This is a genomic window from Nostoc sp. 'Peltigera membranacea cyanobiont' 213 (assembly GCF_002245975.1).
Classification (GTDB): domain Bacteria; phylum Cyanobacteriota; class Cyanobacteriia; order Cyanobacteriales; family Nostocaceae; genus Nostoc.
This window is the reverse complement of sequence record NZ_NOLI01000118.1, coordinates 1-24,993: the sequence shown is the minus strand read 5'-3', so window position 1 is coordinate 24,993 and position 24,993 is coordinate 1. Positions and strand designations below refer to the sequence as shown.

The 24,993-nt window shown below is 40.9% G+C and carries 14 protein-coding genes and 3 pseudogenes; 8 read left to right on the top strand and 9 right to left on the bottom strand.

Translation table 11 applies throughout. The features are described 5' to 3' along the window. The first annotated feature begins 122 nt into the window (after positions 1 to 122). The 3 genes and pseudogenes from CDG77_RS25245 to CDG77_RS25235 form a co-directional block, all read left to right on the top strand. On the top strand, positions 123 to 260 hold the full coding sequence (locus CDG77_RS25245) for a hypothetical protein (protein ID WP_223269972.1): 138 nt from the start codon (positions 123 to 125) through the stop codon (positions 258 to 260). Positions 261 to 297: 37 nt separating this feature from the next. Then, the gene (locus tag CDG77_RS25240) at positions 298 to 4,506 is read left to right on the top strand and encodes a non-ribosomal peptide synthetase (protein WP_094332083.1); all 4,209 of its coding nucleotides are present in this window, start codon (positions 298 to 300) and stop codon (positions 4,504 to 4,506) included. 8 nt (positions 4,507 to 4,514) lie between these two features. Next, positions 4,515 to 7,787: pseudogene (locus tag CDG77_RS25235) on the top strand (non-ribosomal peptide synthetase); the annotation flags it as partial. Here the strand turns inward: CDG77_RS25235 and CDG77_RS25230 are convergent. Beyond that, entirely contained in the window at positions 7,784 to 8,929 is a 1,146-nt protein-coding gene (locus tag CDG77_RS25230; protein WP_223269971.1) for an alpha/beta fold hydrolase, read from the bottom strand. The pseudogene CDG77_RS25235 and the gene CDG77_RS25230 overlap by 4 nt on opposite strands. A 276-nt stretch (positions 8,930 to 9,205) precedes the next feature. Between CDG77_RS25230 and CDG77_RS25225 the strand changes: the two genes are divergently transcribed. The 3 genes from CDG77_RS25225 to CDG77_RS25215 all read left to right on the top strand — a co-directional run bounded on the left by CDG77_RS25225 (position 9,206) and on the right by CDG77_RS25215 (position 16,367). Then, positions 9,206 to 13,933 (top strand): non-ribosomal peptide synthetase, encoded by a 4,728-nt coding sequence (locus tag CDG77_RS25225; protein WP_094332080.1) that lies wholly within the window; start codon positions 9,206 to 9,208, stop codon positions 13,931 to 13,933. A 501-nt stretch (positions 13,934 to 14,434) separates the two neighbouring features. After that, positions 14,435 to 14,941, top strand: a complete 507-nt coding sequence (locus tag CDG77_RS25220; protein WP_094332079.1) for an SRPBCC family protein — start codon at positions 14,435 to 14,437, stop codon at positions 14,939 to 14,941. 220 nt (positions 14,942 to 15,161) lie between these two features. After that, a complete protein-coding gene (locus CDG77_RS25215) occupies positions 15,162 to 16,367 on the top strand; it encodes a zinc-dependent alcohol dehydrogenase (protein WP_094332078.1) in 1,206 nt (401 codons plus the stop codon). Positions 16,368 to 16,448: 81 nt separating this feature from the next. Here CDG77_RS25215 and CDG77_RS25210 read toward each other — a convergent pair whose 3' ends face one another. Then, positions 16,449 to 16,658 carry a hypothetical protein gene (locus tag CDG77_RS25210; RefSeq protein WP_094332077.1) on the bottom strand — a complete coding sequence of 70 codons (210 nt, stop codon included), beginning with the start codon at positions 16,656 to 16,658 and terminating at the stop codon, positions 16,449 to 16,451. A gap of 90 nt (positions 16,659 to 16,748) precedes the next feature. Here CDG77_RS25210 and CDG77_RS25205 point away from each other — a divergent pair. After that, positions 16,749 to 17,144, top strand: a pseudogene (locus CDG77_RS25205) (O-methyltransferase). A 323-nt stretch (positions 17,145 to 17,467) separates the two neighbouring features. Here the strand turns inward: CDG77_RS25205 and CDG77_RS25200 are convergent. The 6 genes and pseudogenes from CDG77_RS25200 to CDG77_RS36820 all read right to left on the bottom strand — a co-directional run bounded on the left by CDG77_RS25200 (position 17,468) and on the right by CDG77_RS36820 (position 23,514). Then, complete coding sequence (locus tag CDG77_RS25200; protein WP_223269970.1) at positions 17,468 to 17,980, bottom strand: diguanylate cyclase; 513 nt, start codon at positions 17,978 to 17,980, stop codon at positions 17,468 to 17,470. A gap of 94 nt (positions 17,981 to 18,074) precedes the next feature. Continuing rightward, positions 18,075 to 19,364, bottom strand: a complete 1,290-nt coding sequence (locus CDG77_RS25195; RefSeq protein WP_094332075.1) for a sensor histidine kinase — start codon at positions 19,362 to 19,364, stop codon at positions 18,075 to 18,077. 15 nt (positions 19,365 to 19,379) lie between these two features. Further along, entirely contained in the window at positions 19,380 to 21,584 is a 2,205-nt protein-coding gene (locus tag CDG77_RS25190; protein ID WP_094332074.1) for a response regulator, read from the bottom strand. Next, complete coding sequence (locus tag CDG77_RS25185; protein ID WP_094332073.1) at positions 21,581 to 22,549, bottom strand: phosphate/phosphite/phosphonate ABC transporter substrate-binding protein; 969 nt, start codon at positions 22,547 to 22,549, stop codon at positions 21,581 to 21,583. Before CDG77_RS25185 ends, CDG77_RS25190 begins: the two co-directional genes overlap by 4 nt. Positions 22,550 to 22,701: 152 nt before the next feature. Beyond that, positions 22,702 to 22,827: pseudogene (locus CDG77_RS35750) on the bottom strand (ATP-binding protein); the annotation flags it as partial. 312 nt (positions 22,828 to 23,139) lie between these two features. Continuing rightward, positions 23,140 to 23,514: a hypothetical protein gene (locus CDG77_RS36820; RefSeq protein WP_190234063.1), complete on the bottom strand. Its 375-nt coding sequence runs from the start codon at positions 23,512 to 23,514 to the stop codon at positions 23,140 to 23,142. A gap of 199 nt (positions 23,515 to 23,713) precedes the next feature. Here CDG77_RS36820 and CDG77_RS25175 point away from each other — a divergent pair, with 199 nt between their 5' ends. Further along, entirely contained in the window at positions 23,714 to 24,364 is a 651-nt protein-coding gene (locus CDG77_RS25175) for a hypothetical protein (RefSeq protein WP_094332072.1), read from the top strand. A gap of 229 nt (positions 24,365 to 24,593) precedes the next feature. Here CDG77_RS25175 and CDG77_RS25170 read toward each other — a convergent pair whose 3' ends face one another. After that, positions 24,594 to 24,782 (bottom strand): hypothetical protein, encoded by a 189-nt coding sequence (locus CDG77_RS25170; RefSeq protein WP_094332071.1) that lies wholly within the window; start codon positions 24,780 to 24,782, stop codon positions 24,594 to 24,596. Positions 24,783 to 24,993: the final 211 nt, after the last annotated feature.

The window sequence follows — 24,993 nt, the reverse complement described above, 5'->3', positions numbered from 1 at the left end:
ATTTTTTGAGGAGATTTTGAGCCATATATTATGTATGAAGAAATATCACCTCAAAACACCCAAAGTCAACACCCTAGGTCAAGGGTGAAATTTCTTTAACTCAACTCCAAGGTGGATTAAAAATGCCGATGGTAGAAGTATGGTTGGGATTATTGCTGGGTGGGTTTACACTAGAACAACGTGGTGATTTTTATAACAGTCGGAATATTTGGGTGAAAAGCTCTCTAACTTCGGACATCTTCAACGGCATTGTACTTTAAGAAATTTTCATTGCCAAAATCTTCTTGCCATTCACTTATGAGCCAGTATATTGACAGTAGTCTCACAGATGATGAAGAACTTAATTTTTCTGAGGAAGCAGAGGTTTTCGTTTTTCCCACTTCTTTCGCCCAGCAGCGATTGTGGTTTCTCGACCAGTTAGCACCGGGGAATCCATTTTATAACGTGTCAACAGCACTTCACCTGACAGGTTCCCTCAACTTCACCGCCTTAAAACAGACATTCAACGAAATTGTACGTCGTCACGAAACGTTACGTACTAGGTTTGTTATGTTAGAGCAGCAACCAGTACAGACGATTTCACCTAGCTTAACCATACCTCTTCCCTTAATAGACCTACGCAATTTCGACAGCCCAGAACGCGGCACACGAATGCAGCAAATCGTAACCCAAGAGGCTCAACATCCTTTCAATCTCACGACTGGGCCATTACTGCGAGTAAAGCTGCTGCAACTGGATGAAGCAGAATATCTGCTGCTGCTAAATATACATCACATAGTTGCCGATGGCTGGTCAATTGGAGTGCTAATTAAAGAATTAGGGGTATTATACAATGCCTTGGCAGGGGATAAGCCATGTCTGACGACTAGCTACTCCGTATCTACGCTCCTACCAGAACTACCTATTCAATATGCAGATTTCGCTCAATGGCAACGGGAGTGGCTACAAGGAGTGGCTGCAAACGGCATCTCGCCTCTACAAACCCAGTTAGCTTATTGGCAAAAGCAATTAAACGGGATTTCAGTACTGAATCTCCCCACCGACCGACTAAGACCAGCAGTTCCTAGCTACAGGGGTGCAAAACAATTTTTAGAGCTACCACACTCCTTAACTCAAGCGCTAGAGGCACTGAGTTCCGAAGAAGGCGTTACCTTGTTCATGACAATGCTGGCAGCGTTTCAGACTTTGCTCTATCGCTACACGCAGCAAGAGGATATTGCAGTTGGTTCACCGATTGCTAATCGCAATCGTAGCGAACTAGAAGGATTGATTGGTTTTTTTGTCAATAGCTTGGTGTTACATACAGATTTCTCAGGGAACCCGACGTTTCGAGAATTATTAAATCGAGTACGAGAGATAACTTTAGAAGCATACAGTCATCAGGACTTGCCTTTTGAAAAGTTGGTGGAGGAACTTCACCCAGAGCGAGATTTGAGCTATCATCCTTTTTTTCAGGTTGTATTTAGCCTACAAAACACTCCTATCGAAACTCTAGAGTTATCTGGGTTAACGCTTTCGCTATTTGAATTCGATAGTAAAACTGCAAAACTTGATTTAGAATTCCATTTGTGGCAAGACTTGGAAAGTTTGAAAGGACAAATGGTTTATAGCACCGATTTATTTGATGACAAAACCATTACGCGAATGCTGGGACATTTCCAAACGCTGCTAGAAAGCATTGTTGCCAATCCAGAACAGCAGATTTCAGATTTGTCTTTGCTTACTGAAGAAGAACGACAAGAGTTATTAATTGATTGGAATGACACTAAACGAGACTATCCAGAGAACAAGTGTTTTCATCAGTTATTTGAAGCACAGGTAGAGAAAACTCCCGATGCGATCGCGTTAAACGCACGCTTCGCGAACGCACTAGTCTTTGACGATGAACAACTCAGCTACAAAGAGTTAAATATACGCAGCAACCAACTTGCACATTATCTGAAAAAATTGGGGGTAGTCCCTGATGTTTTAGTAGGTATTTGCATAGAGCCAACGCTAGAGATGATCGTCACATTATTAGGCATCCTCAAAGCTGGAGGAGCATACCTTCCTTTAGATCCGAGCCTACCTCAAGAGCGTCTTGACTTCATGCTAGAAGATGCACAAGTTTCAGTATTGCTGACACAAGAAAAGTTGATATTGCATTTTGAAGACTTCTCAAATCCAATTATTTGCATAGATAAAGATTGGGCAATTATTACACAACACGGCAAAGAAAACCCAACCAGTTGTGTAAAATCTGACAATCTAGCTTATATTATCTACACCTCTGGCTCAACAGGAAAGCCTAAAGGTGTTTTGCTTCAGCATCGAGGATTATCCAACTTAGCGGCATCTCAGATTGAGGTTTTCAACATACAACCGAGTAACCACATTCTGCAATTCGCATCATTAAGTTTCGATGCCTCAATTTTTGAGATTGTCATGGCACTGCAAACAGGAGCAACTCTTTATTTAGCAAACAAAGAATCCCTTCTACCCGGACAACCTTTGCTCCAATTATTGCGCGAAAAAGCTATTACTCACGTCACCCTTCCGCCAGCAGTATTAGCAGTCCTACCTACAGAATCACTTCCGGCATTGCAAACTATTATCTGTGCAGGCGAATCCTGTACCGATGATATTTTAAAACGTTGGTGGAACTCTCAGCGTCGGTTTTTTAATGCTTACGGCCCTACTGAAGCAACAGTTTGGTCAACCGTTGCAGAGATTAGTACTATGAGTGAAAAGCCGCCCATTGGTCGCCCTATTGCTAATACTCAAATTTATATATTAGATAAACATTTACAACCTTTACCAATTGGAATTAGTGGTGAATTATACATAGCTGGTGAGGGATTGGCACAAGGCTATCTTAATCGCCCTGAATTAACTATTGAAAAGTTTATTCTCAATCCTTTTAGTTATAAAAAGGGAGCGCCACTTTACAAGACAGGTGATTTAGCTCGGTATCGAACGGACGGTAATATTGAATTTTTAGGACGCATCGATAATCAAGTAAAAATTCGTGGATTCCGCATTGAGTTGTCAGAAATTGAAACAGTCTTGAGTCAGCATCAGAGTGTGCAAAAAGCAGTAGTAATTGTTAAAGAAAACGTATCTGGTGATAAGTACTTGGTGGCTTATATTGTTCCCAATATAGAGATTGTTCCCAATATAGAGACGCAAAATTTTACGTCTCTACTACGTAAATTCTTAAAAGAAAAATTGCCAGAATACATGATCCCAAAAGCTTTTGTAATGCTGGATTCTCTGCCGCTAACAGTTAATGGCAAAGTAGATCGTTATGTGCTAACAGCACTCAACACTCCAACTAGCCACTCAATGGATAAAGCATTTATCGCTCCTCGGACTGCAACCGAGTCAACCTTAGCAAAAATTTGGGCTGAAGTGCTTAATATTGAAGGTGTGGGTATTTACGATAACTTCTTCGACTTGGGAGGAAATTCGCTGTTAACTGTACAGCTTATGAAGCAAATATACAAGCACTTTGAGCGCGAATTGCCGCTATCTAGCTTATTTTTAAATCCAACAATTGAAAGTTTAGCAACTGCTCTATCTTCAAAAGCAGATTCTCTCCCGTGGTCGCCCTTAGTTCCAATTCAACCTGCTGGTTCAAGCCCAGCTTTCTTCTGCGTGCATCCAATTTTTGGTGTTGTCTTTCCTTATTACGAATTAGCTCAGAATTTGGGAAAAAATCAACCATTTTATGGGCTACAACCCATTGGACTTGACGGAAAAAGTTCTCCATTAACTCGCATTGGGGATATGGCTACCCACTACATTGAAGCATTGCGTACAGTGCAGCCTAAAGGCCCTTATTTTTTAGGAGGTTGGTCTTTTGGAGGTTGGGTTGCTTTTGAAATGGCTCAACAACTCCAAAACTCTGGGGAAGAAGTGGCTTTACTTGCTGTGCTTGACACTTTAGCACCAATTCCAGGCAATATACCTTCTTTGGGTAGTGGTTTAAAGTTTATGCTGACGACAGTGGCGCGATATATATGGCCCTTTTTCCTCGATTATTTTTATCTAATTATTGCGATCGCTAAGAAAAAAATTAACAGTTTAACTTCTCGGTTGACTAATTTTAATAAAATTGTGCAAAACTCCTTTTGGCAGTCGCTAACGCGATCGCTCCAAACAAATCTCTTCTCTCACTTCATCCGTAAAGAGGATGCCTCAGTTAACGTTATACCTGAAGAATCCAAGTTAAGACTTTTAAGCGAGTTAGCAATTCGTCCAATGCTTCGTGTTTATTATGCCAATAGCCAAGCAGTTCTTAACTACGTTCCGCAAGCCTACTCTAAACAAATTAATCTTTTCAGAACAAATGTTCAATCAAGCGCCAAGGAAGATCCGAGTCTGGGTTGGGATCAGCTAACTGTAGGAGGAACAGAAATTCATCATATTCCTGGCAATCACCTAACTATGCTGAGAAAACCCCATATCCAAATTCTCGCCGCACAGCTAAGAGCTTGTATTGAGAAATCACAGAATTTAAAATAAGGATCGTTATGTCTTCTGAAGAAGTCTTCGTTTTTCCAGCATCTTTTGCTCAACAACGGCTATGGTTTCTCGACCAGTTGATCCCCGACAATAATATCTACAATGTGCCGACGGTAATTCGTTTAACCGGTTCGCTGAAATTAGCCGCACTAGAACAGACTTTTAACGAAATCGTGCGTCGCCACGAAACCTTACGCACAACATTTATTGTGTCGGATGGGCAACCCCTACAGGCTATTGCACCCAGCTTAACAATACCTCTTTCTATATTAGACCTCCAGCGATCGCCAGCTGATGAACAAGAGTTTAAAGCAAAGTCCATTATTACCGCAGAGATAGAACATCCCTTCGATTTATCCTCCGGGCCATTGCTGCGAGTAATACTCCTCGTCCTTTCTGAGACAGAACATATTCTATTACTGAATATGCACCACATTATCTGCGACGATTGGTCTATGGGGGTACTGATTCGGGAACTGGGAACGCTGTACGCAGCTTTTGCACAAAATCAGCCTTCTCCTCTATTAGAACTGCCTCTTCAGTACGCCGATTTTGCTCACTGGCAGCGTGAGTGGTTGCAAGGAGAAGTACTTCAAACCCAGTTAGCTTACTGGCGGGAGCAATTAAACGGTATTTCCATACTGCATCTGCCTACTGACAAACCAAGACCAGCTATACAAAGCTATCAAGGAGCAACACAATTTCTAGAGTTACCGCTCAAGCTAATTGATGCACTAGAAAAGCTGTCACAGCAAGAAGGTGTCACCTTATTTATGACATTGGTCGGAGCATTTCAAACATTACTTTACCGCTACACACACCAAGAAGATATCGCGCTAGGTTCACCAATCGCTAACCGCAACCGCAGTGAAATAGAAGGGATAATTGGTTTTTTCGTCAATAGTTTGGTGCTACGTAGTAACTTATCTGAAAATCCCACTTTTCGGGAACTACTAGGCAGAGTACGGGAGGTAACTTTAGGAGCATATAGCCACCAAGATTTGCCGTTTGAAAAGTTAGTTGAAGAACTACATCCAGAGCGAAACTTGAGCCACCATCCTTTATTTCAAGTGGTATTTGGTTTCCAGAATGCGCCAATGTCAGCGCTAGAACTGCCTGGATTAGTACCCAGCTTTCTGAATATTGATTTGAAAAAAACACGTTTTGATTTAGAACTGCATCTGTGGAAGTGTTCTGAAGATTTTAGGAGCTTATGGGGCGGAAACTGGGAGTATTATGAAGGTCTTCGAGGTGTGATAGTTTACAACACAGATTTATTTGATCGAGCCACTATTAGCCGGATGGTGGAACATTTTAAAAATCTGTTGTCAGCTATTGTTGCAAATCCAGAAAAACGAATTGCAAATTTACCGTTATTAAGTGAAGTGGAGTTACATCAGGTATTGGTGGAATGGAATAACACTCAGGCCGATTATCCTCAAGATAAGTGTATCCATCAATTGTTTGAAGAAAAGGTACAGCAGTATCCTGATTCTATAGCAGTAAAATTTGCTAACGAGCAACTAACTTATCAAGAGTTGAATACTCGCAGCAATCAACTAGCACACCACTTACAAAAAATCGGAGTATGTTCAGAAGTTTTAGTCGGCATTTGTATCTCACAGTCTATAGAAATGATAATTGGGTTATTGGGAATTCTTAAAGCAGGGGGAGCGTATGTTCCATTAGACCCCAGCTATCCCGAAGAACGCCTAAATTTTATGCTTGAAGATGCACAAGTTTCAGTGTTGTTAACACAAGAAAACTTGCTCAAGCATTTTAAAGGTTTCTCAAAACTAATTATTTTTATAGATAAAGACTGGGAAATTATTACCCAAGAAAAGCAAGACAATCCCAAAAGCGATTTAAATAGTGATAATTTAGCATATATTATTTACACCTCTGGTTCTACAGGAAAACCCAAGGGAGTTGCTGTACCTCACAAAGCTGTAAATCGGTTAGTGTGCAATACGAATTATATAAAGTTTTCACCATCTGATAAAATCGCCCAAGCCTCAAACACTTCTTTTGATGCTGCGACATTCGAGATTTGGGGAGCGCTACTTAACGGCGCTCAACTTGTAGGGATTAGTAAAGATGTAACCATTTCGCCTCATGAATTGGCATTACAAGTACGAGAAAAAGGTATCAACATTCTATTTTTGACCACTGCATTATTTCAACAGATTGTTAGAGATGTCCCGCAAGCTTTTGCGACCTTGAAATATTTACTGTTTGGTGGCGAAACTGTTGATAAGAGATGGATTAAGAAGATTCTCCAATCTGGTGCGCCAAAGCACTTAATTCATGTTTATGGCCCTACAGAAAATACAACATTTTCCTCTTATTACTGCCTAGAAGAGTTACCATCAGCCACATCTTTACCTATTGGTATGCCCATTACAAACACGCAGATTTATATATTAGATGCTCATTTTCAGCCTGTGCCTATTGGCGTTACTGGCGAATTATATATTGGTGGGGAGGGACTGGCGCGAGAATATCTCAATCGCACTGAATTAACTGCTGAACACTTTAGTACTCATACTTTTAGTAATAAATTAAAAACACCTCTTTATAAAACGGGTGATTTAGCTCGCTATTTACCAGATGGCAATATTGAATTTTTAGGTCGCGTTGACAATCAAGTAAAAATTCGCGGCTTCCGCATTGAGTTGTCAGAAATTGAAGCGGTGTTGAGTCAACATCCAGCAGTGAGAGAAACTGTTGTCATTGCTGGTGAGGACGTACCTGATGATAAGTACTTAGTAGCTTATGTTGTTCCAAATCAGGAACAGATACCGATGCAAGAGGTGCAAAGCTTTGCATCCTTACTTCGCCAATTCCTCAAAGAAAAGTTACCAGAATACATGATGCCAAGAGCTTATGCGATCCTGGAATCTCTACCTCTAACACCTAATGGCAAAGTGGATCGCCGTGCTTTACCCATGCCTGATACAATTTCTTTCAATAATCAAGATTATGTGGCACCGCGATCGCAAGTTGAAGAATTACTTGCCCAAATCTGGGCTAAAGTCTTGGGAAAAGAGCAAGTAGGCGTTCACGACAATTTCTTTGAATTGGGCGGTCATTCTCTGCTAGCGACTCAGCTAACTTCCCGTATTCGTGACACCTTCCAAATAGATTTGCCTGTACGCAATTTGTTTGAAGCACCAACCGTTGAACAACTTGCTAGGTATATTGACACAATGTGTTGGACAGCAAAAGGTTTAGATAAAGGTGGAACTACGAGTCAAGAGCGAGAAGACGTAGAATTTTAAAGAGAAACACTTGAGTTTGAGCAGTCAGCGGAAAATGTGCTTATTGCTTCGGCAAACTGTTGGTTTTGTTCCATCAATGCCATGTGTCCACCTGGTTTTAGGGTGACTCTTTGAGAGTAAGGCAATTCTGCTTTCATGCGATCGCTCGCCACGGGTTTAGTTGCTATATCTGAATCACCACAAACAACCAACACAGGTACGTTAATAGTTGCAAGTGTGTCTGTTTCATCAAAGTTGAACATTGCCAGTGTGCCACGAGCCAGAACACCAGGCGAACCCAATGCTGATAATAAACCTGCAAAACTTAGTTGACCCCGTGTTTCAGTACCCGTAAATCCAGATAGTTCGACGGTGATGTACAGCGAACCATTGAAATACGAGAGCCAAGTCATCAACCAAAAAATTGGCCACAACACGATAGTCAGGTACAACACAGGTTCGAGTAACGGTTTCTGCAATTTGCGTACCAAATTGCTAAAGATACAAGTTTTAACCGGATTGGTGTAAGTAGTATCTACAAGAATTAAGCCAGCCACCCGACTCCCTAATTGCTCTGGAAACAGGCGACAGAATGTTAAATTAATCATTCCACCCATGCTGTGGCCTACTAGGATAACAGGTTTATCCCCGGCGATACTCCCTTTGGCTGAGGCTGTCACCAACGCAACCACAGCTTCTAAGTCACGGGCATATTTTTCTATAGAGTGATCGTTGTTTTTCGGTTTAGAGGATTTTCCTAACCCTGGTAAATCCCAAACTATTACTCGAAAGCGATCGCTCAGTTGTCGCTTGGCATAATACCATACAGTACTGTTTGGCCCCCAACCGTGTGACAAGATAATTGGTTGACCATCCTCTGGCCCAAAAAACTCTACTTGCAACACGCTTCCATCTGGACGTGGCAAGCGCTGCACAGTTTTGCTACGCATAAACTTAGGTTCATCGGCTCCAGGACGGCGCAGCAGTGGCAAACTGATAAAACGACCGCCAAAAGTCCACAGAACCATTATTAGCCCAGCCACTAAGTAAAATGTTCCTACAAGTTCTCCTTCGTACCACTCATAGAGAATGTAGCTGCCCCCTCCAATTACCGTAATCGACAGCAGTTGAACCAGCCATATAAGCAGAAAATTATGAGGCATGAATATCATGAGCCTAAACCTTGCGATACCTTGTTCACTGCGTTGTCTTTTAGCTTCATACCATAGTTATAATCATCCAAGTTTCATTCCCAGGAATGATTTATACAGTCTTAGAAGTATGATAAAAATACTGGGTTAGGTAATAAGCAGTGCAGCTTGGCAAAAAGAACTATCCAGTTGAAAAATGTTAACAAGCTTATGACACAAGCAATATTTCTACAGCATAGCTGCCTACTAAATTCTAATAAATAACAATACTTGCGAAGGGATTTAATTTTGAATACGGTTGAGTTTTTAACTTATCTTCGCAGCTTAGATATTCAAGTTTTTATTGATGGTGGAAAGTTTCGCGCTAACGCCCCTGATGGAATTCTTACACTAGAACTGCGTGCAGAGATTCAAGAGCGGAAAGCAGAAATTATTGAATTTTTAGAAGTATCTAATCGTACTAATAACCACAGATTTAGACCTCTTGTACCTATTTCGCGGTCAGAAAATCTTCCTCTCTCTTTTGCTCAACAACGATTGTGGTTTCTTGACCAATTAATCCCTAATAATCCTTTCTATAACATTCCACTAGCACTACATTTAACAGGTTCGCTGAAATTAGCCGCGCTAGAGCAAACTTTTAACGAAATCGTGCAACGACATGAAGCTTTACGCACTACTATTATCGTACAGACAGGGCAACCAATTCAGGTAATTAATCCTACCCTAACAATACCTTTACCAATAATAGATTTACGGGAACTGCCACAAGCCGAACGAGAAATACAAGCACGACGACTCACTACGCAAGAAGCTCAACGTCCTTTCAATTTATCAACTGATTCGTTGCTGCAAGTAAAACTGCTGTGGTTGGATGAGACACAATACATCCTGCTGCTGACTATGCACCACATTGTCTCTGATGGTTGGTCTATTGGGGTGCTGATTCAAGAGATAGCAGCACTCTACACAGCCTTTGCCAGCAATCAGCCTTCTCCTCTACCGAAACTTACAATCCAATATGCAGACTTTGCATACTGGCAACGCCAATGGTTGCAAGGGGGAGTATTAAAAAAACAACTGAGTTACTGGCAGAAGCAATTAGACGGCATTTCTATGCTAAACCTGCCAACCGACAGACCAAGACTAGCTGTTCAAACTTATCAGGGTGCAAGGCAACCTCTACAATTATCAAAAAGTTTGAGCAAAGCACTTTTAGCTATCGGGCAACAAGAAGGGGTAACTTTATTCATAACCCTACTAGCAGCATTCCAAGTTTTACTTTCCCGCTACACACAACAAGAAGATATTGCTATTGGTTCACCTATTGCCAATCGCAACCGTAGTGAAATTGAGGGATTAATTGGTTTTTTTGTCAATAGCTTAGTACTGCGTACCGATCTATCAGGAAACCCAACTTTTCGGGAACTATTGAGTCGAGTTAAAGAGGTAGCTTTAGGAGCATACAGCCATCAAGATTTACCTTTTGAAAAACTTGTAGAAGAACTGCATCCAGAGCGTAATTTGAATCAAAATCCGCTATTTCAAGTTGTTTTTGCGCTCCAAAATGCGCCGATGACAGCCTTAGAGTTACCTAGTTTAACTTTAAGTCCGCTACCATTTGAAACAGAAACAACGCGCTTTGATTTGGAGTTCCACTTGTGGGAGCCAAATACTCAAAATGGGTTATGGGCAGATAGCTCAGAAGGAATTAGTGGTTTTGTAATTTATAGCACTGATTTATTCGATGACGCTACTATCACCAGGATGCTAGGACACTTCCAAATATTACTGGAGGGTATAGTTGCAAATCCAGAAGGGCGAATTGCACATTTACCACTTTTAAGCGAATCTGAGCTATATCAATTGTTAGTTCAATGGAACAATACCCAGGCAAAATATCCTCAAGATAAGTGTATCCATCAGTTAATTGAGAGCGTAGCAGAGCAGAATAGTGAGGCAACTGCACTAGTATTTGGCGATGAGCAACTTAGCTATAAAGAGTTAAATATACGCAGTAATCAACTTGCACATTATCTCAAAAAATTAGGAGTTAAAAGCGAAGTTTTAGTAGGACTTTGTGTAGAACGCTCTTTTAATATGATAATCGGGATGTTGGGCATACTTAAAGCAGGTGGAGCTTATGTACCTTTAGATCCAAGCTATCCATCTGAACGTTTAAACTTTATGCTTGAAGATGCTCAAGTCTCAGTTTTATTAACTCATGGGCGATGGCTGGAACGCCTAAAAAACTATAATTCGCAAATAATATATTTAGATAAAAATTGGGAGATTATTTCTCAAGAGATTGAAGATAATCTTACTAGTAAAGTTACAGTAGATCACCTCGCTTATGTCATTTATACCTCTGGGTCAACTGGAAAACCTAAAGGGGTTAAAATTGAACATAGAGGATTGTTAAATTTAGTATTTTGGCATCAAAAAGCGTTTGCAGTTTCACCCCTTGAACGAGCAACGCAGATTTCTGGAGTTGCCTTTGACGCTTGCGGTTGGGAAATTTGGCCTTATCTGAGTACTGGGGCAAGCATTTATTTTGTAGATGATGAAACCAGGCGATCGCCTGACTATCTCCGAGATTGGCTAGTATCAAAAGCAATAACAATTTCTTTCATCCCAACACCTTTAGCAGAGAAAATTCTGTTATTAGATTTTCCTCAGAGCGCAGCTTTACGAATATTACTCACAGGTGGAGATAAACTAAATCAATATCCTTTAGCTTCTCACTCTTTCCAAGTATTTAACAATTACGGGCCAACTGAGAATACAGTTGTAACAACTTCTGGTCATATTTCTGTTAAGAATAAAGGTAATTTAGCACCTACAATTGGTCATGCGATGCCTGCGGCGGGCGTAGCCATCGCCAATACAAAACTTTATATATTAGATAAACATTTACAACCAGTACCTATTGGCGTTTCGGGAGAGTTATACATAAGTGGTGATGGGTTAGCACGAGGTTATTTAAACCATCCTGACTTAACTGCTGAATCTTTCATCTATCATTCTTTTACTAATAAGTTAAAAGCGCGACTTTATAAAACAGGTGATTTAGTTCGCTATCGAGTAGATGGCAACATTGAATTTTTAGGTCGCCTCGACGATCAGTTAAAAATTCGTGGCTATCGTATTGAGTTGGGAGAAATTGAAGCGGTACTGAGTCAGCATCCAGCAGTCCAGCAAACTGTAGTAATAACTAGTGAGGATGAACAGGAAAAGCGCCTAGTAGCTTATGTAGTAGCAAAAACTGAATACAGTAACGAACAGGAGAATTTGCAATTAATGCAATTGCAGAATGAGCAGGTTTTGCAATGGCAGATGTTGTATAACGAAACTTATAATCAATCTACTGATTCAGATCCTACATTCAATTTTGTCGGCTGGAATAGTAGTTACACAAATCAGCCTATTCCAGCAGAGCAGATGCGTGAGTGGGTGGATAACCAAGTCGAGCAGATTTTGGCTCTGCAACCCAAACGAGTGTTAGAAATTGGTTGTGGGACAGGTTTGATTCTATTTAGAATTGCACCTCACTGCACTCAATATTGGGGGACAGACTTTTCCTCAGTTTCACTTAACTGCATTCAGCAACAGCTACAAAAACAAGAAATACCGCAGGTAACACTGTATCAGCAAATGGCTACTAACTTCGAGAAAGTAGAAACAGCAGCTTTCGATACAGTAATTCTGAACTCGGTTGTACAATATTTTCCTACTATTGATTATCTGATTAGTGTATTAGAAGGTGCTGTGCAGGCAACTGCTCCAGGTGGCTTTATCTTCATAGGGGATGTGCGTAGTTTGCCACTCTTGCAAGCTTTCCATGCGTCAGTCCAACTGTATCAAGCTGAACCTTCCCTTACCTGCTTCGAGTTACAACAACGGATACAAAGACAAATATTTCAAGAAACAGAGTTAGTTATTGATCCAGATTTTTTTACTGCAATCAAGCAACGCTTTCCGCAAATTAATCATGTACAAATCCAACTGATGCGGGGTAAATATCACAATGAGTTAACTGAGTTTCGTTACAATGTGATTCTTCATATTAGTGCCGAAATTGTTAGTAATCCTAGAAATGATTCAGTGCTGAACTGGTCTGAAAATAATCTAACAGTCTCAGCAGTGTGCCAGTTATTAATTGAGAATAAACCAGAAATATTAAGCATTATCAATATACCTAATGCGCGGCTGATGTCAGCAATTAAAACAGCAGAATGGCTATCAGACTTAGAAAGTTTTAAAACTGTAGGTCAAATACGTAAAGCTTTGCAAGAACTAGAAAATTTCGGAGTAGATCCAGAAGATTTCTATGCGCTGAACGTACCTTATAGCGTTGATATTACCTGGTCACATTCAAGTACTGAAGGACATTATGATGTAGTTTTTGTACGGCAAAATGAAGTAGGTAAAAGAACTATTTTTCCCCATAGCACGACTCTCTCTCGACCTTGGCAATCTTACGCCAATAATCCCCTACAAACCAAAGCAGCGCGTAAGTTAGTGCCGCAGTTGCAGAATTACATAGCACAAAAACTGCCTGAGTATATGATGCCATCAGGTTTTGTAGTATTGGAGTCTTTACCTTTAACAGCTAATGGTAAAGTCAATCGCCGCGCCTTAAGAGCATTCCATAATGGAATCAAGCCCCAATTGCCTGAAAATTACATCGCACCTCGAACTCCTGTTGAACAAGTGCTGGTGAAAATTTTTGTTGAGATTTTGGGACTTAAGAGCGTAGGAATTTATGATAATTTCTTTGAATTGGGGGGTCATTCATTACTGGCAACTCAGCTTGTCTCTAGAGTGCGCGACACCTTACACGTGGAGTTGCCTTTGCGTAGCGTATTTGAGGCATCGACAATTGCAGAATTATCTAAGGTGGTGGAAAGCTTTAAAGAAAGCAATGCTCAAAGTCTTACCCCAGTTTTGGTACCACTATCGCGTGAAAGTCGGCGGATTAAGTTATCTTCCTTAAACGAACAGAGCAAGGGCTGAAAAATTTGGTTGTGATTTAATCGTTAGAGCTTCCTTTAATTCCAGCACGTCTTGCCAAAACTGCCCAAGATTCCTTTGCTTTAAACAAAAGAAGCACAATGGCAAGATACAACCAAAACAATACATAACTAGACCCAATACGCAATCAGCCCTTAAACAGAGATAGGCGATCGCTACAAATACTCTCACGCTAGAGGTGATTCATCAAGTGTCTTCCTAAGATGAAATAGCATCGTTAATAAATGTTAAATGTCATAACCCAGGCTTAACTACACCAAGTTAATCCATAGATGCAGCAGTTTATTCAAACTTACTTAGGTTGTCATAGTAACTGCTTGAACATGATTACCTATTGCTTCCAGAGCAGCCAACTAGCCTAACGTTACACATAAACTCTTTGGCATGAGAGCCTTGGTTAATAAGGCAAAGCAGGAAACTAGTGAAACGGCGGCCGGACTGCGCTCGAGATTTGATCGATAAGCCCCTAATGAGACAATTGTTATGAATCAACGCATTAAGGTTGAAAAAACTGTCACGATCAACAAGCCAGCAGAAGAACTTTACCGCTTTTGGCATAACTTTGAGAACTTGCCCAGTTTTACAAAGCATATCAAAGACGTGAAAGTATATAACGACAAGCAAGAGTCCTCCGGACACGCTACGCGAACGCACTGGATAACTAGCGCACCGTTAGGCAAAAGTGTTGAATGGGATGCAAATATTGTTGAAGATCGTGAAAACCAATTGATTAGTTGGACTTCAGTTGAAGGCGCAGATATTGCAAACTCTGGTTCTGTCCACTTCACGCCAGCACTGAACGATCGCGGCACTGAGGTGAAAGTTGTCACAGAATACAATCCACCGGGTGGATTGATTGGAGATGCGATCGCCAAACTCTTTGGTGAATCACCCGAACAGCAGCTAGGAGATGATTTACACCGCTTCAAAATGCTGATGGAAACGGGCGAGATTGCGACAACAGAAGGTCAACCAAAGGGGAAAGGATAAATATTCAAAATTCAAAATGACGCTCGTAGACTCGCTAACGTTGCGCTAACAAAATTCAAACATTTTAGACATTTCAGACGGGGATTTAAACCCCAACTGAAATGGGTGCTACATGTAGATTGCAGGTTCTTAAACCCTTTAATTTACGATAAATATTCAATCCAACTCCGTAAATAGATTTGACATTTGACGAACAACTTCACTTTAGGAAACTCAAGCAATGAAAGCAGTTTGTTGGCAAGGTACAAACAAGGTTGAGGTTGAAACCGTACCCGATCCTAAAATCATTAATCCGCGTGATGCGATTGTTAAAATCACGTCAACGGCGATCTGTGGTTCTGATTTACATTTGTATAACGGTTACAACCCGGCGATGAAACCAGGCGATATCTTGGGACATGAATTCATGGGAGAGATCGTTGAACTAGGCAGTGCTTTTAAAAATGGAAATATCCATAACAAAGGCAAAGACCTTGCCATCGGCGATCGCGTCGTTGTTCCCTTTACAATTTCCTGCGGCTCGTGTTTCTTCTGCAATCGGGATTTGTGGTCGCTGTGCGATAACTCCAACCCTAATGCTTGGATGGCAGAAAAAATGATGGGTCATTCCCCATCAGGTCTTTTCGGCTACTCCCATCTGACGGGAGGTTACGCAGGAGGTCAAGCGGAATATGCCCGCGTTCCCTTTGCCGATGTGGGGTTATTCAAGATTCCCGATGGACTAGCAGATGAACAAGTCCTGTTTTTCACTGATATTTTCCCTACTGGTTATATGGCAGCCGAAAATTGCAACATCGAACCAGGGGATACGGTGGCAATTTGGGGTTGCGGCCCAGTTGGGCAGTTTGCCATTAGAAGTGCCTTCATGCTGGGTGCTGGGCGTGTCATTGCCATTGATCGCGTTCCCGAAAGGCTCCAGATGGCAAAAGATGGGGGAGCAGAAATTTTGAACTACGAAGAAATCGAGGTGGGTGAAGCCCTCAAAGAAATGACTGGGGGAATGGGCCCAGATTCCGTCATGGATGCGGTAGGAATGGAAGCTCACGGCATGGGTTTGGAAGGCTTCTATGACAAAGCGATGCAAGCGGTGCGACTGGAAACCGATCGCCCCAATGTATTGCGTCAAGCGATCGTTGCCTGTCGTAAAGGCGGCACGGTTTCGGTTCCCGGTGTTTACACAGGCTTTGTAGACAAGATACCAATGGGTGCTTTTATGAACAAAGGCTTAACCATGAAAACAGGACAGACGCACGTACATCGATATTTAGAAAGGCTACTCGATCGCGTTCAAAACGGCGATATTGATCCCTCGTTTGTAATTACCCACCGTTTGCCGCTAGAGCAAGCTCCCCACGGCTACGAAATCTTCAAAGACAAGAAAGACAATTGCATCAAGATTGTCCTCAAACCAGGTCAGGCTGCATAAAATCGGCAGCAAGGCTCTGAGGCTACCTTTGAGTTTTGATGCGATCGCTCAACATCGTTTCTGGATGCGGCAAGAAAAAGATCAAGTTCCAGCATCAATATATGGCTGTGTTCGCACTCGTTCACTTCCTTCGTGTTGCAATCTAATACCAGCAATATCTTGAAGGAAGCGATCGTAGCCAAAAATATTATACGTTAAATTGGTAGACTTACCGTATTTTATTTTAAATGGGACAAAAAGATCCCCGATTTTTTCAAAAAATCGGGGATCTGAGGCTTTTAATATTTGCAAATCAAATTTAAATTACTGATACTGATTCGTGAATTCTGGTGGTATCAGTGCATCTTCCAAATCAGCCCCTAGTAAGTTTGCACCCTGCTCATGGTATTAGCCTTAATCCATAAAGCACGCACTATTTTGGAGATTGGTACATTAGGCGGCTACAGTACAATTTGGTTAGCCAGAGCATTGCCTGTTGACGGTCATTTGATCCCCCTAGAGTCAAATTTCAAGCACGCCGAAGTTGCTCGCGAGAATATAAACCGCGCTGGTCTGGCTCATCTTGTCGAGGTGCGTGTTGGCCGGGCAATAGAGACACTGCCGTAACTGGCTAAGGAGCGATACAATCCATTTGACCTCATTTTAATTGACGCAGACAAGCCAAGCAATCCAGAATACTTCGCGTGGGCGTTAAAGCTTTCCCGGCGGGGTAGCCTGATTATCGCTGATAACGTTGTACGCAATGGATCTGTAATGAATGGCACTAAGAAAAGATGAAACCTCACCAGGGTAGAGTGTTGGGTTTAGGGTTTCAGACAATTTGAATGCCAGTACATCAAGGAGTTCAACATCTTCTTAATTCCCCACACCCAAAAGCTAGGAATAGCAGGGATTTACGCTTTTCTTAGTGCCATTCGGCGCAGGTAGAACAGGTTTATTCAGCTTCTCTACGAGACGCTGCGCGAACGTTGTCAGGAGAAAATTCAGTTTCGGGTATAGAAGTAAAAACATCTTCAATATCTGTATATTTTATTTTCTGGAAGTCCCTTATCTGGAGGTTACGCAGAGCAGAAGCGGAAAGCTGTTTGTGCGATTGGATTTTAAACTATGTTATTTTTAATACATGAACAATTTCGTCTGTTTGCTTTGGCTTGATAAAGGGCTTGATCTGCTGCCTCAATCAAATCCAAAGGAACCATATTAGGTGTCGGAATCACTGTGGCAATTCCGATACTCAAGGTGACGTGATGCTTCACAGCCGATGCAGCATGAGGAATATTTAGCTGTTCTAGAGCTTTATGAATTTCTTGGGCAACGTGAAAAGCCCCATCACTAGCAGTATTAGGCAAGATAACAACAAACTCTTCTCCGCCATAACGAGCAGCTAAATCTCTAGAACGTTTGACACTTTGCTTGAAAGCTTGGGCAATAAAGCGCAAACAATCATCTCCGGTCGCATGACCATAAGTATCGTTATATTGTTTAAAATAATCAATGTCGGATAAAAGTAGTGAGATAAGACCTTGTTCTCGTAAAAGATATTGCCAGACAGAATCAAGCCTATTATCAAAACCCCAATCCCGTCCATTTTCCCATACCTTTAGTAGTACCATTGCTCTCAAGTATTGTTTTGCGAGACTGATGTTTAAGAGCGCCATTACTTAATCTAGTTTGATTTATTCTTACCGACTTACTTATACTAGAAAATCAACTTGTTTGTTCTGCTTGAGTGGGTAAGGTGATGACAAACTCTGTTCCTGCTGCTAGTTCAGAGTTGACTGTAATTGTCCCTCCATGTTTTTCGATGATAATTTGCCGGACGATCGCTAATCCTAACCCCGTACCTTTACCTACTTCTTTAGTAGTAAATAACTCATTAAAAATCTTCTCCCGCACTGCCTCACTCATGCCAATCCCGTTATCTTTGATGCGAATTATTGCTTGCTGCATATCTTCAGATAATTCTGTATTAATAATAATTTGATTAGGATTAATTTTAATCTCTGCATAACTACGTCCAGGATTTGATTCTTCTAAAGCATCGATCGCATTAGCCAACAGATTCATAAATACCTGATTTAATTGTCCTGCATAACATTCCACTTGGGGGAGATTGCCATATTCTTTAATTACTTGAATTTCTGGGCGAGTATCAGAAGCTTTGAGGCGATGTTTAAGAATCATAATTGTACTATCAATACCATCGTGAATATTGCCAGGAATGGGGCGATCGCTATCAGCACGAGAAAATGTCCGCAAGCTGATGCTAATGTCTTTAATCCGGTTTACTCCTTCTCGCATCGAGCCAACTAACTTTGGTAAGTCTTCACGGATGTATTCGAGGTCAATCGCTTCAATTTTATCTTGAATTGCCGGACTGAAATTAGCAGATTCTTGCTGAACTAAATCCAGCAATCCAAACAAATCTTTAATGTTCTCTAAAGCGTGTTGAATATTGCCCGAAAGAAAGCCAACGGGATTATTAATTTCGTGGGCAACACCAGCCACCAATTCGCCCAGAGCCGACATTTTTTCGCGTTGAATGACTTGCATCTGAGTTGCTCGTAATTCAGCAGTTTTTTGAGCCACTTGCTGTTCTAAATTTTGACTCAAGAGACGCAACTGTAAATGGGTTTTCACCCGTGCTAACACTTCTTCTTCTTGGAACGGCTTGGTAACGTAGTCTACTGCACCAAGTTTAAGCCCTTTAACTTTGTTGTCTACATCAGCCAAAGCAGTCATAAAAATCACCGGAATATCACAAGTCTTGGGATTAGCTTTCAGGCGTTGGCAAGTTTCAAATCCATCAATTCCTGGCATCATCACATCCAGTAAAATCAGATCGGGCGGTCGCCGCTCAATTTGTTGCAGGGCGCGTTCGCCACTGGTTGCGATCGCAACCTTATAGCCTTCATTACTTAAAGCCTCTGAGATGACATCCAAATTAGTGGGAATATCATCAACGATTAAAATTAACCCACTTAAAGTTGTTGCCATAATCGTCCTTAAATCCTAAATATTAGTAAGGTATTGTTGAATCAAGGTTTCAATCTTCTCAGTTTGAAATTGCTTGGCTAGTTGTACTACCTGCCCTATAAAAGGTTGATAACGCCGATCCTTTTGGCCAATTTTATTTGCAGTTTCTGTCAATTCTATCACTAAGCCATCCTGCGCCAGTTCCAGTAACATTTCCAAATCTGCGGCTGGTGGGGGAATTAGCTCCGTGAATATCTCTTTGTCCATCGCCCTGTCCCCAATAGCTAACTCGACTGCTTCATATTTCCAAGTGAGTTGCAGGTGTTGGGCCAGCAAGGTGAACAACTCTTCCGCATCAACGGGTTTTGTGAGAAAATCATCTCCACCCATAGCTAAACTCTTCTGTTGGTCAATTTCTGACACCGATGCGGAAGATACAATCACCAACAAATGCTTGATATCCTCAGAAGTGCGTAACTCCCTGAGCATTTCAAAGCCATCCATTACTGGCATCGCTAAATCTGTAATTACTAAATCTGGCTGTTTTTCTCTGGCTTTCTCTAAGCCTTCTTCACCATTTTCTGCTTCGGTAAAAGTGAACCCCAGTGGCTCCAAGAGATTTACCAAGACTGACCGATTTTCCCAGCGATCGTCCACAATCAGAATATGGCGTGGTTTCCCCTCGTACCCGACAATGGTGCGTCCGTCAGTGACTGAACTTTTTTGCGCCCAATCAGAGGCGAGAGGCAATGCCACCTCAAAGTAAAAGTTACTGCCCACCCCCAGATCACTCTCAATCTGAATTTTTCCTCCCATCAATTCCACAATTCTTTGGCTGATGGCTAAACCTAACCCTGTGCCTTCCGACTGGCGTTTTTGATCTCCTACTTGTTCAAAGGCTTGGAATAGTTTGTTGATCTGATTAGAGGCAATGCCCACTCCAGTATCTATCGCTTGGAACTTGAAGCGAGGCAAGGGAATTATGGAATTTGACTCTAATACTTCTACCTTCAGGGTGACGCTCCCTTTGTCGGTAAATTTAATCGCATTTCCTAAGACATTGAGTAAGACTTGGCGGAGCCTTTTCTCATCAGCCTCAACTCCGGTGGGCAAATTGGGATCGGGTTGATAAATAAAGTCAAGTCCTTTTTGGTCGGCGCGAACCCGACAAATTTCGACCACGCCTTGAACAAATGAGGGGAAGTGAATAGTTTTGGGAGCGAGTTCTAGTTTGCGGGCTTCGATTTTTGAGATGTCTAAAATGTCGTTAATTAATGTTAGGAGATGAGAGCCGCACTGATGAATAATATTCACACCATGACGTTCTTTGTCGGGGATAATTTTGGAACGTCCGAGAATTTGAGCATAGCCTAAAATACCGTTGAGGGGAGTACGGAGTTCGTGACTCATATTAGCCAAGAAATCGCTTTTTGCTTGGTTAGCTTCATTGGCAAAATTCTTTTTTACCTCCAAATCATGATAAGACTCTGCTAACTTAACAGTCATGCGGTTAAACTCGCTGGCTAATTGCTCGACTTCATCACCAGTCTGGATGTCTAATCTGTAGTCCAGATTCCCCTCTCTAATGGTCGCTACGCCTGTCTGAAGTTTCTTGATAGACCGCACTGCTGGCAATAGAATTAGGACAAACTGCCCAGCAAGAACTAGCAAAATAAAAGCAAGAATTCCCCACTTGACAATTTGCTCGGTTTCATTAAGGTCTTGCCCTGCCAAAATAGCCTGTTTTTGCTCTTGTTGCAAAATTCTAATAATCTTAGAAGTATAAAAATTAACATCTCGATTAAAAGCGTTAATAGCTCTATAGTCTTCCTTCACTTCTGCTACAGACAGACTATTTTGGCTAATAACCGATCGACTAATTTCCGTTGCCAAGTTATCAAAGATTTGATACCGACGATATACTATATCTAATTCTTTCGTAGTGGGGCTAAGTTTTTTCATTTCATCTAATATAGATAAAAATTCTTGCTTCACTGCTTGATATTCGGCGATTTTAGCTTGAGGATTTTCTAGCACTAACAAATCTTTGAGTGTGATAATTTGCCGGGCTAAGAGTAAATTTATGGTTTGAGCATTGCCAATCAGTTTCAGGCTTTTATAATGTGCCTCTTCTACCCGAACGCGAGCGCCTCCCAGTACTAGATTACTTGTGCCTACGGCAATAATAATCATCCCGACGGTTATAACCGAAGAGCCAAAAAATTTCTGCCAAATCTTCATTTTGTCTTTGCTAATTTTTCGTCTAATTGTTTCTTGACCTGCCTCACCCGATCGTAGTCTGAGTCTTGCACCAGGGTATATCCATTAGAAGGAATTCCATCAAGATTCAGCATTCCAATAGGGGCACTAATAAATGCCTCTTTCAATTCAGCAATAAGCTGGGGAGATAGTTTCTGAGAAACAACAATAGGAGATTGGGGAATTGGTTCTGATTCCCACATTACCCGATAATAATCATTGATTTTGCCAGCTTTTTTAGCTTGCTTATAAATATCAAACTCAATACCTACAGCATCAACTTGCCCATCTAGGAGTGCAGCTAATGAGTTCTTATGGTTCTTAAAGAACTGAACAGAAGCAAAATCGCTATTAAACTTGAAACCTATATCTAATAGGTGAACTACAGGAAACATATAACCTGATGTTGATAGTTTACTGGTAAAGCCAAGCCGCTTGCCCTTAAGATCGTTGAGGGTTTTGATCCCACTAGCAGAATTAGTGATAATAGCTGATTTATACCAAGGTCGTCCCGTACTTTTAGTGATAGGGGCAGCGATCGCCTCAATTTGTGGATTCCGTCGCTTTGCCTCAATATAAGAAAGTGGCCCTAGTAAGGCGATTTGCACCTTTTCTTCTACCAAAAGATCGACGGTACGTTTGTAGTCTTTGACCGCTTGGATAGATACAGGTTGTTTCAGGGTTTTATTTAGGTATTCAGTTAAAGTTCGTATTTGTTCCTGTTGGTCTGTGTCATTCGACGCTTGGGCGATAATTGCGATCGCTAAAGTTGCTGGTACCTTTTCCACACTAGCTTGAATGCTGGGCGTTGGCTGGAGATTATTATTACTGGAAGTTTGAGTAGTGCAACCGGTACTAATTACTATTAATGCAGGAACTACTAGAGCGATAAGAGCTATTTGTCGCTTAATCAATGAATTGAGTTGTTGCTGTGAATATGCTTGCATAGCTAGATATTCCTTATAAATCGGATGTTGATACTAACATTTGGGAAATTTGATTAAGGGAACATTAAATCTTGGCTGCAATATTAAATCCTTAAGACTTCTAGATTTAGTATTCCCAGATATCTGAAGCTGTTTACCAAAAAAGCCAAAAATTACACCGGAATTTCAATGATAAATTCTGTACCATCACCTAGAATCGAGTTAAAATTCAATTTTTCGGCGTGGGTTTCTTCGACAATTTGCCGAGCGATCGCTAATCCTAACCCTGTACCTTTACCCCAAAAGTGTTGAATGTTAAAAAAAATCTGATAAAAATAACCCAAAATATGGTAATTTTGGGCGAAGGCTTAAAATATATTAGTTTGATAGCTTATCTGATTTTACAGCTTTTATCTATTCCCGCACAATGGGGACATACACTATTAGATAAATTCCGCTATTTACAATCTTGTATGTGCCAGAAAATTAGTTATGTTCATTGATTTGAGGAGATGATGTTATGTTGACTAATTTAGGCTTTTTAAAGTTAGTGTAAATATCTATGTAAAGTTTTGTATCAACATTCAACATTTCTGAAACTATTTCTATATCTACCTTCTAAATCTGATAGCGTCAAACTCATCACCAAAAGAAGCACTACCAAGAAAGCTAGAAAAAGCAACTAACATCCAACCGAAACAAATATGTTTTTGGGTTTGCCAATCGTATCTGGCTTCTATCGTCGGGATTGTATTGGCTTCAACGATTTCTAATTCCCAGTAACCCAATGCACTGATGCCAAACAACGTAGCACTGACGATGGACAAATTAGCGATGATTTTGAGAATGTAATTGCTTAAATTAGGCGGTGTCTGAAAGGATTGTCTGCGACGATGATGGATAGTGAGTTCACTTGGAGCTACAACCAAAACATGTCTTGGTTTTTGGTGAGTGAGTTGGGAGACACCTTGTTTATTATCAGTCATGGGTACAATCAAAGCCTGTTTTTTGTAGCTAGATTAGTTTCAGTAAATATCTTGTAAACTTTCGTAAGGTATATATTGTTGAATTTACATAAAAATCCCCATTTAGAAAATATTTAGACCAGGTTTTCCATAAAAATAACCGAAGAACCCTGAAAAGATTGTATTGTTATTTATTATTCATTACATCAACACCGTCGCTATGAAAAATCTGTTGCCATTGTTATTGAGTGCTATCTTATTAAGTAGCACATCAGGTTGTAATAAAACTAATACCCAGACTGACAACACTTCTAGTAGCAATAAAACTGCGCTCCCTGAAGGCACATCTAGTCAACCAAATAATCAACAAATATCTGTACCTGCTGGAACAAGTTTTGAGACTGTTCTTCAACAAGAGATATCTACGAGTAAAAGCCAAAATAATGACCGTTTTGTTTTAGAAATAAAGAATTCCTCAACCGGAGTCAATAAAGTTCTTCAAGAAGGTCAAATACAGGGACACCTAGAAGATGTAGTCAAAGCTGCTAAAGGAAAAAAAGCAAGCTTACATTTAGTTTTTGATGATATTTCGCTTAAAAATGGTTCATCTTATCCCATTGATGCAACTTTAGTAAACACCAAGTTAGAAACAAAAACCAAAGGTAAGTTCATTCAAAATACAGGGATTATTTTAGGTGGTACAATTGCAGGTCATTTTCTTGGCAATCAAGCCAAGTTCAAGCATGGTGGACTAGCAGGTGGTGGTGCTGCTGCTGCTTTTGTTTTGTCTAGCCCTGGTGGAGAAGTTGCCCTGAAAAAAGGTACAAATATTAAACTTCAATTGAAATCTGCTATTGGTACTACTCAATAGACCATTAGCTTCAATAGACTCTAAATAGTCTATAGTTTTGTGACAGTGAAAAGCTTTGTCGTGTGTAATTGCTTGCAGAATATCATGCGCTTTTTTAGAGGAAAGCGAGTATTTTACAGATTTTTGGAACGCACAATCAAAGCATGGCTGTTTCATACATTTTGTAAATAATTTATGGAAGTTGAAAATATCCCCCAGATGGAATGGCACTAAGATAACGGCGAATCCATTATTTATAAGGCTTTTGTGTGTGGGAGGTACTGGGTTGCTCCCAAGCGATAGATGCCGCACCCATTATCAATTCCTCCTCATTCTCCCCACACTCCCCACACCTCCCACACCCACTCCAGGCAAAGCTTTCAGCTTTTCTTAGTGCCATTCCACCATGTACCAACATCACATTTATACTTTTGTTCATACTTCCTCCATTTGAAAAACAAGTTATTCGTTCGCTCTCTCGTGTTCGATGGGCTACGCCTTGGCGTTTTCGTGATAGAACGGGTAGTCCGTGTAGCCGTGCGCGTCGAACGTGTAAAAGGTGTTGCGATCATAAGGGACTTCCATAAAATAAACTATTCCACCAACAATAATGATAATCATTTTAAAGGGGGGTGAAGGGGCTGCCGTCG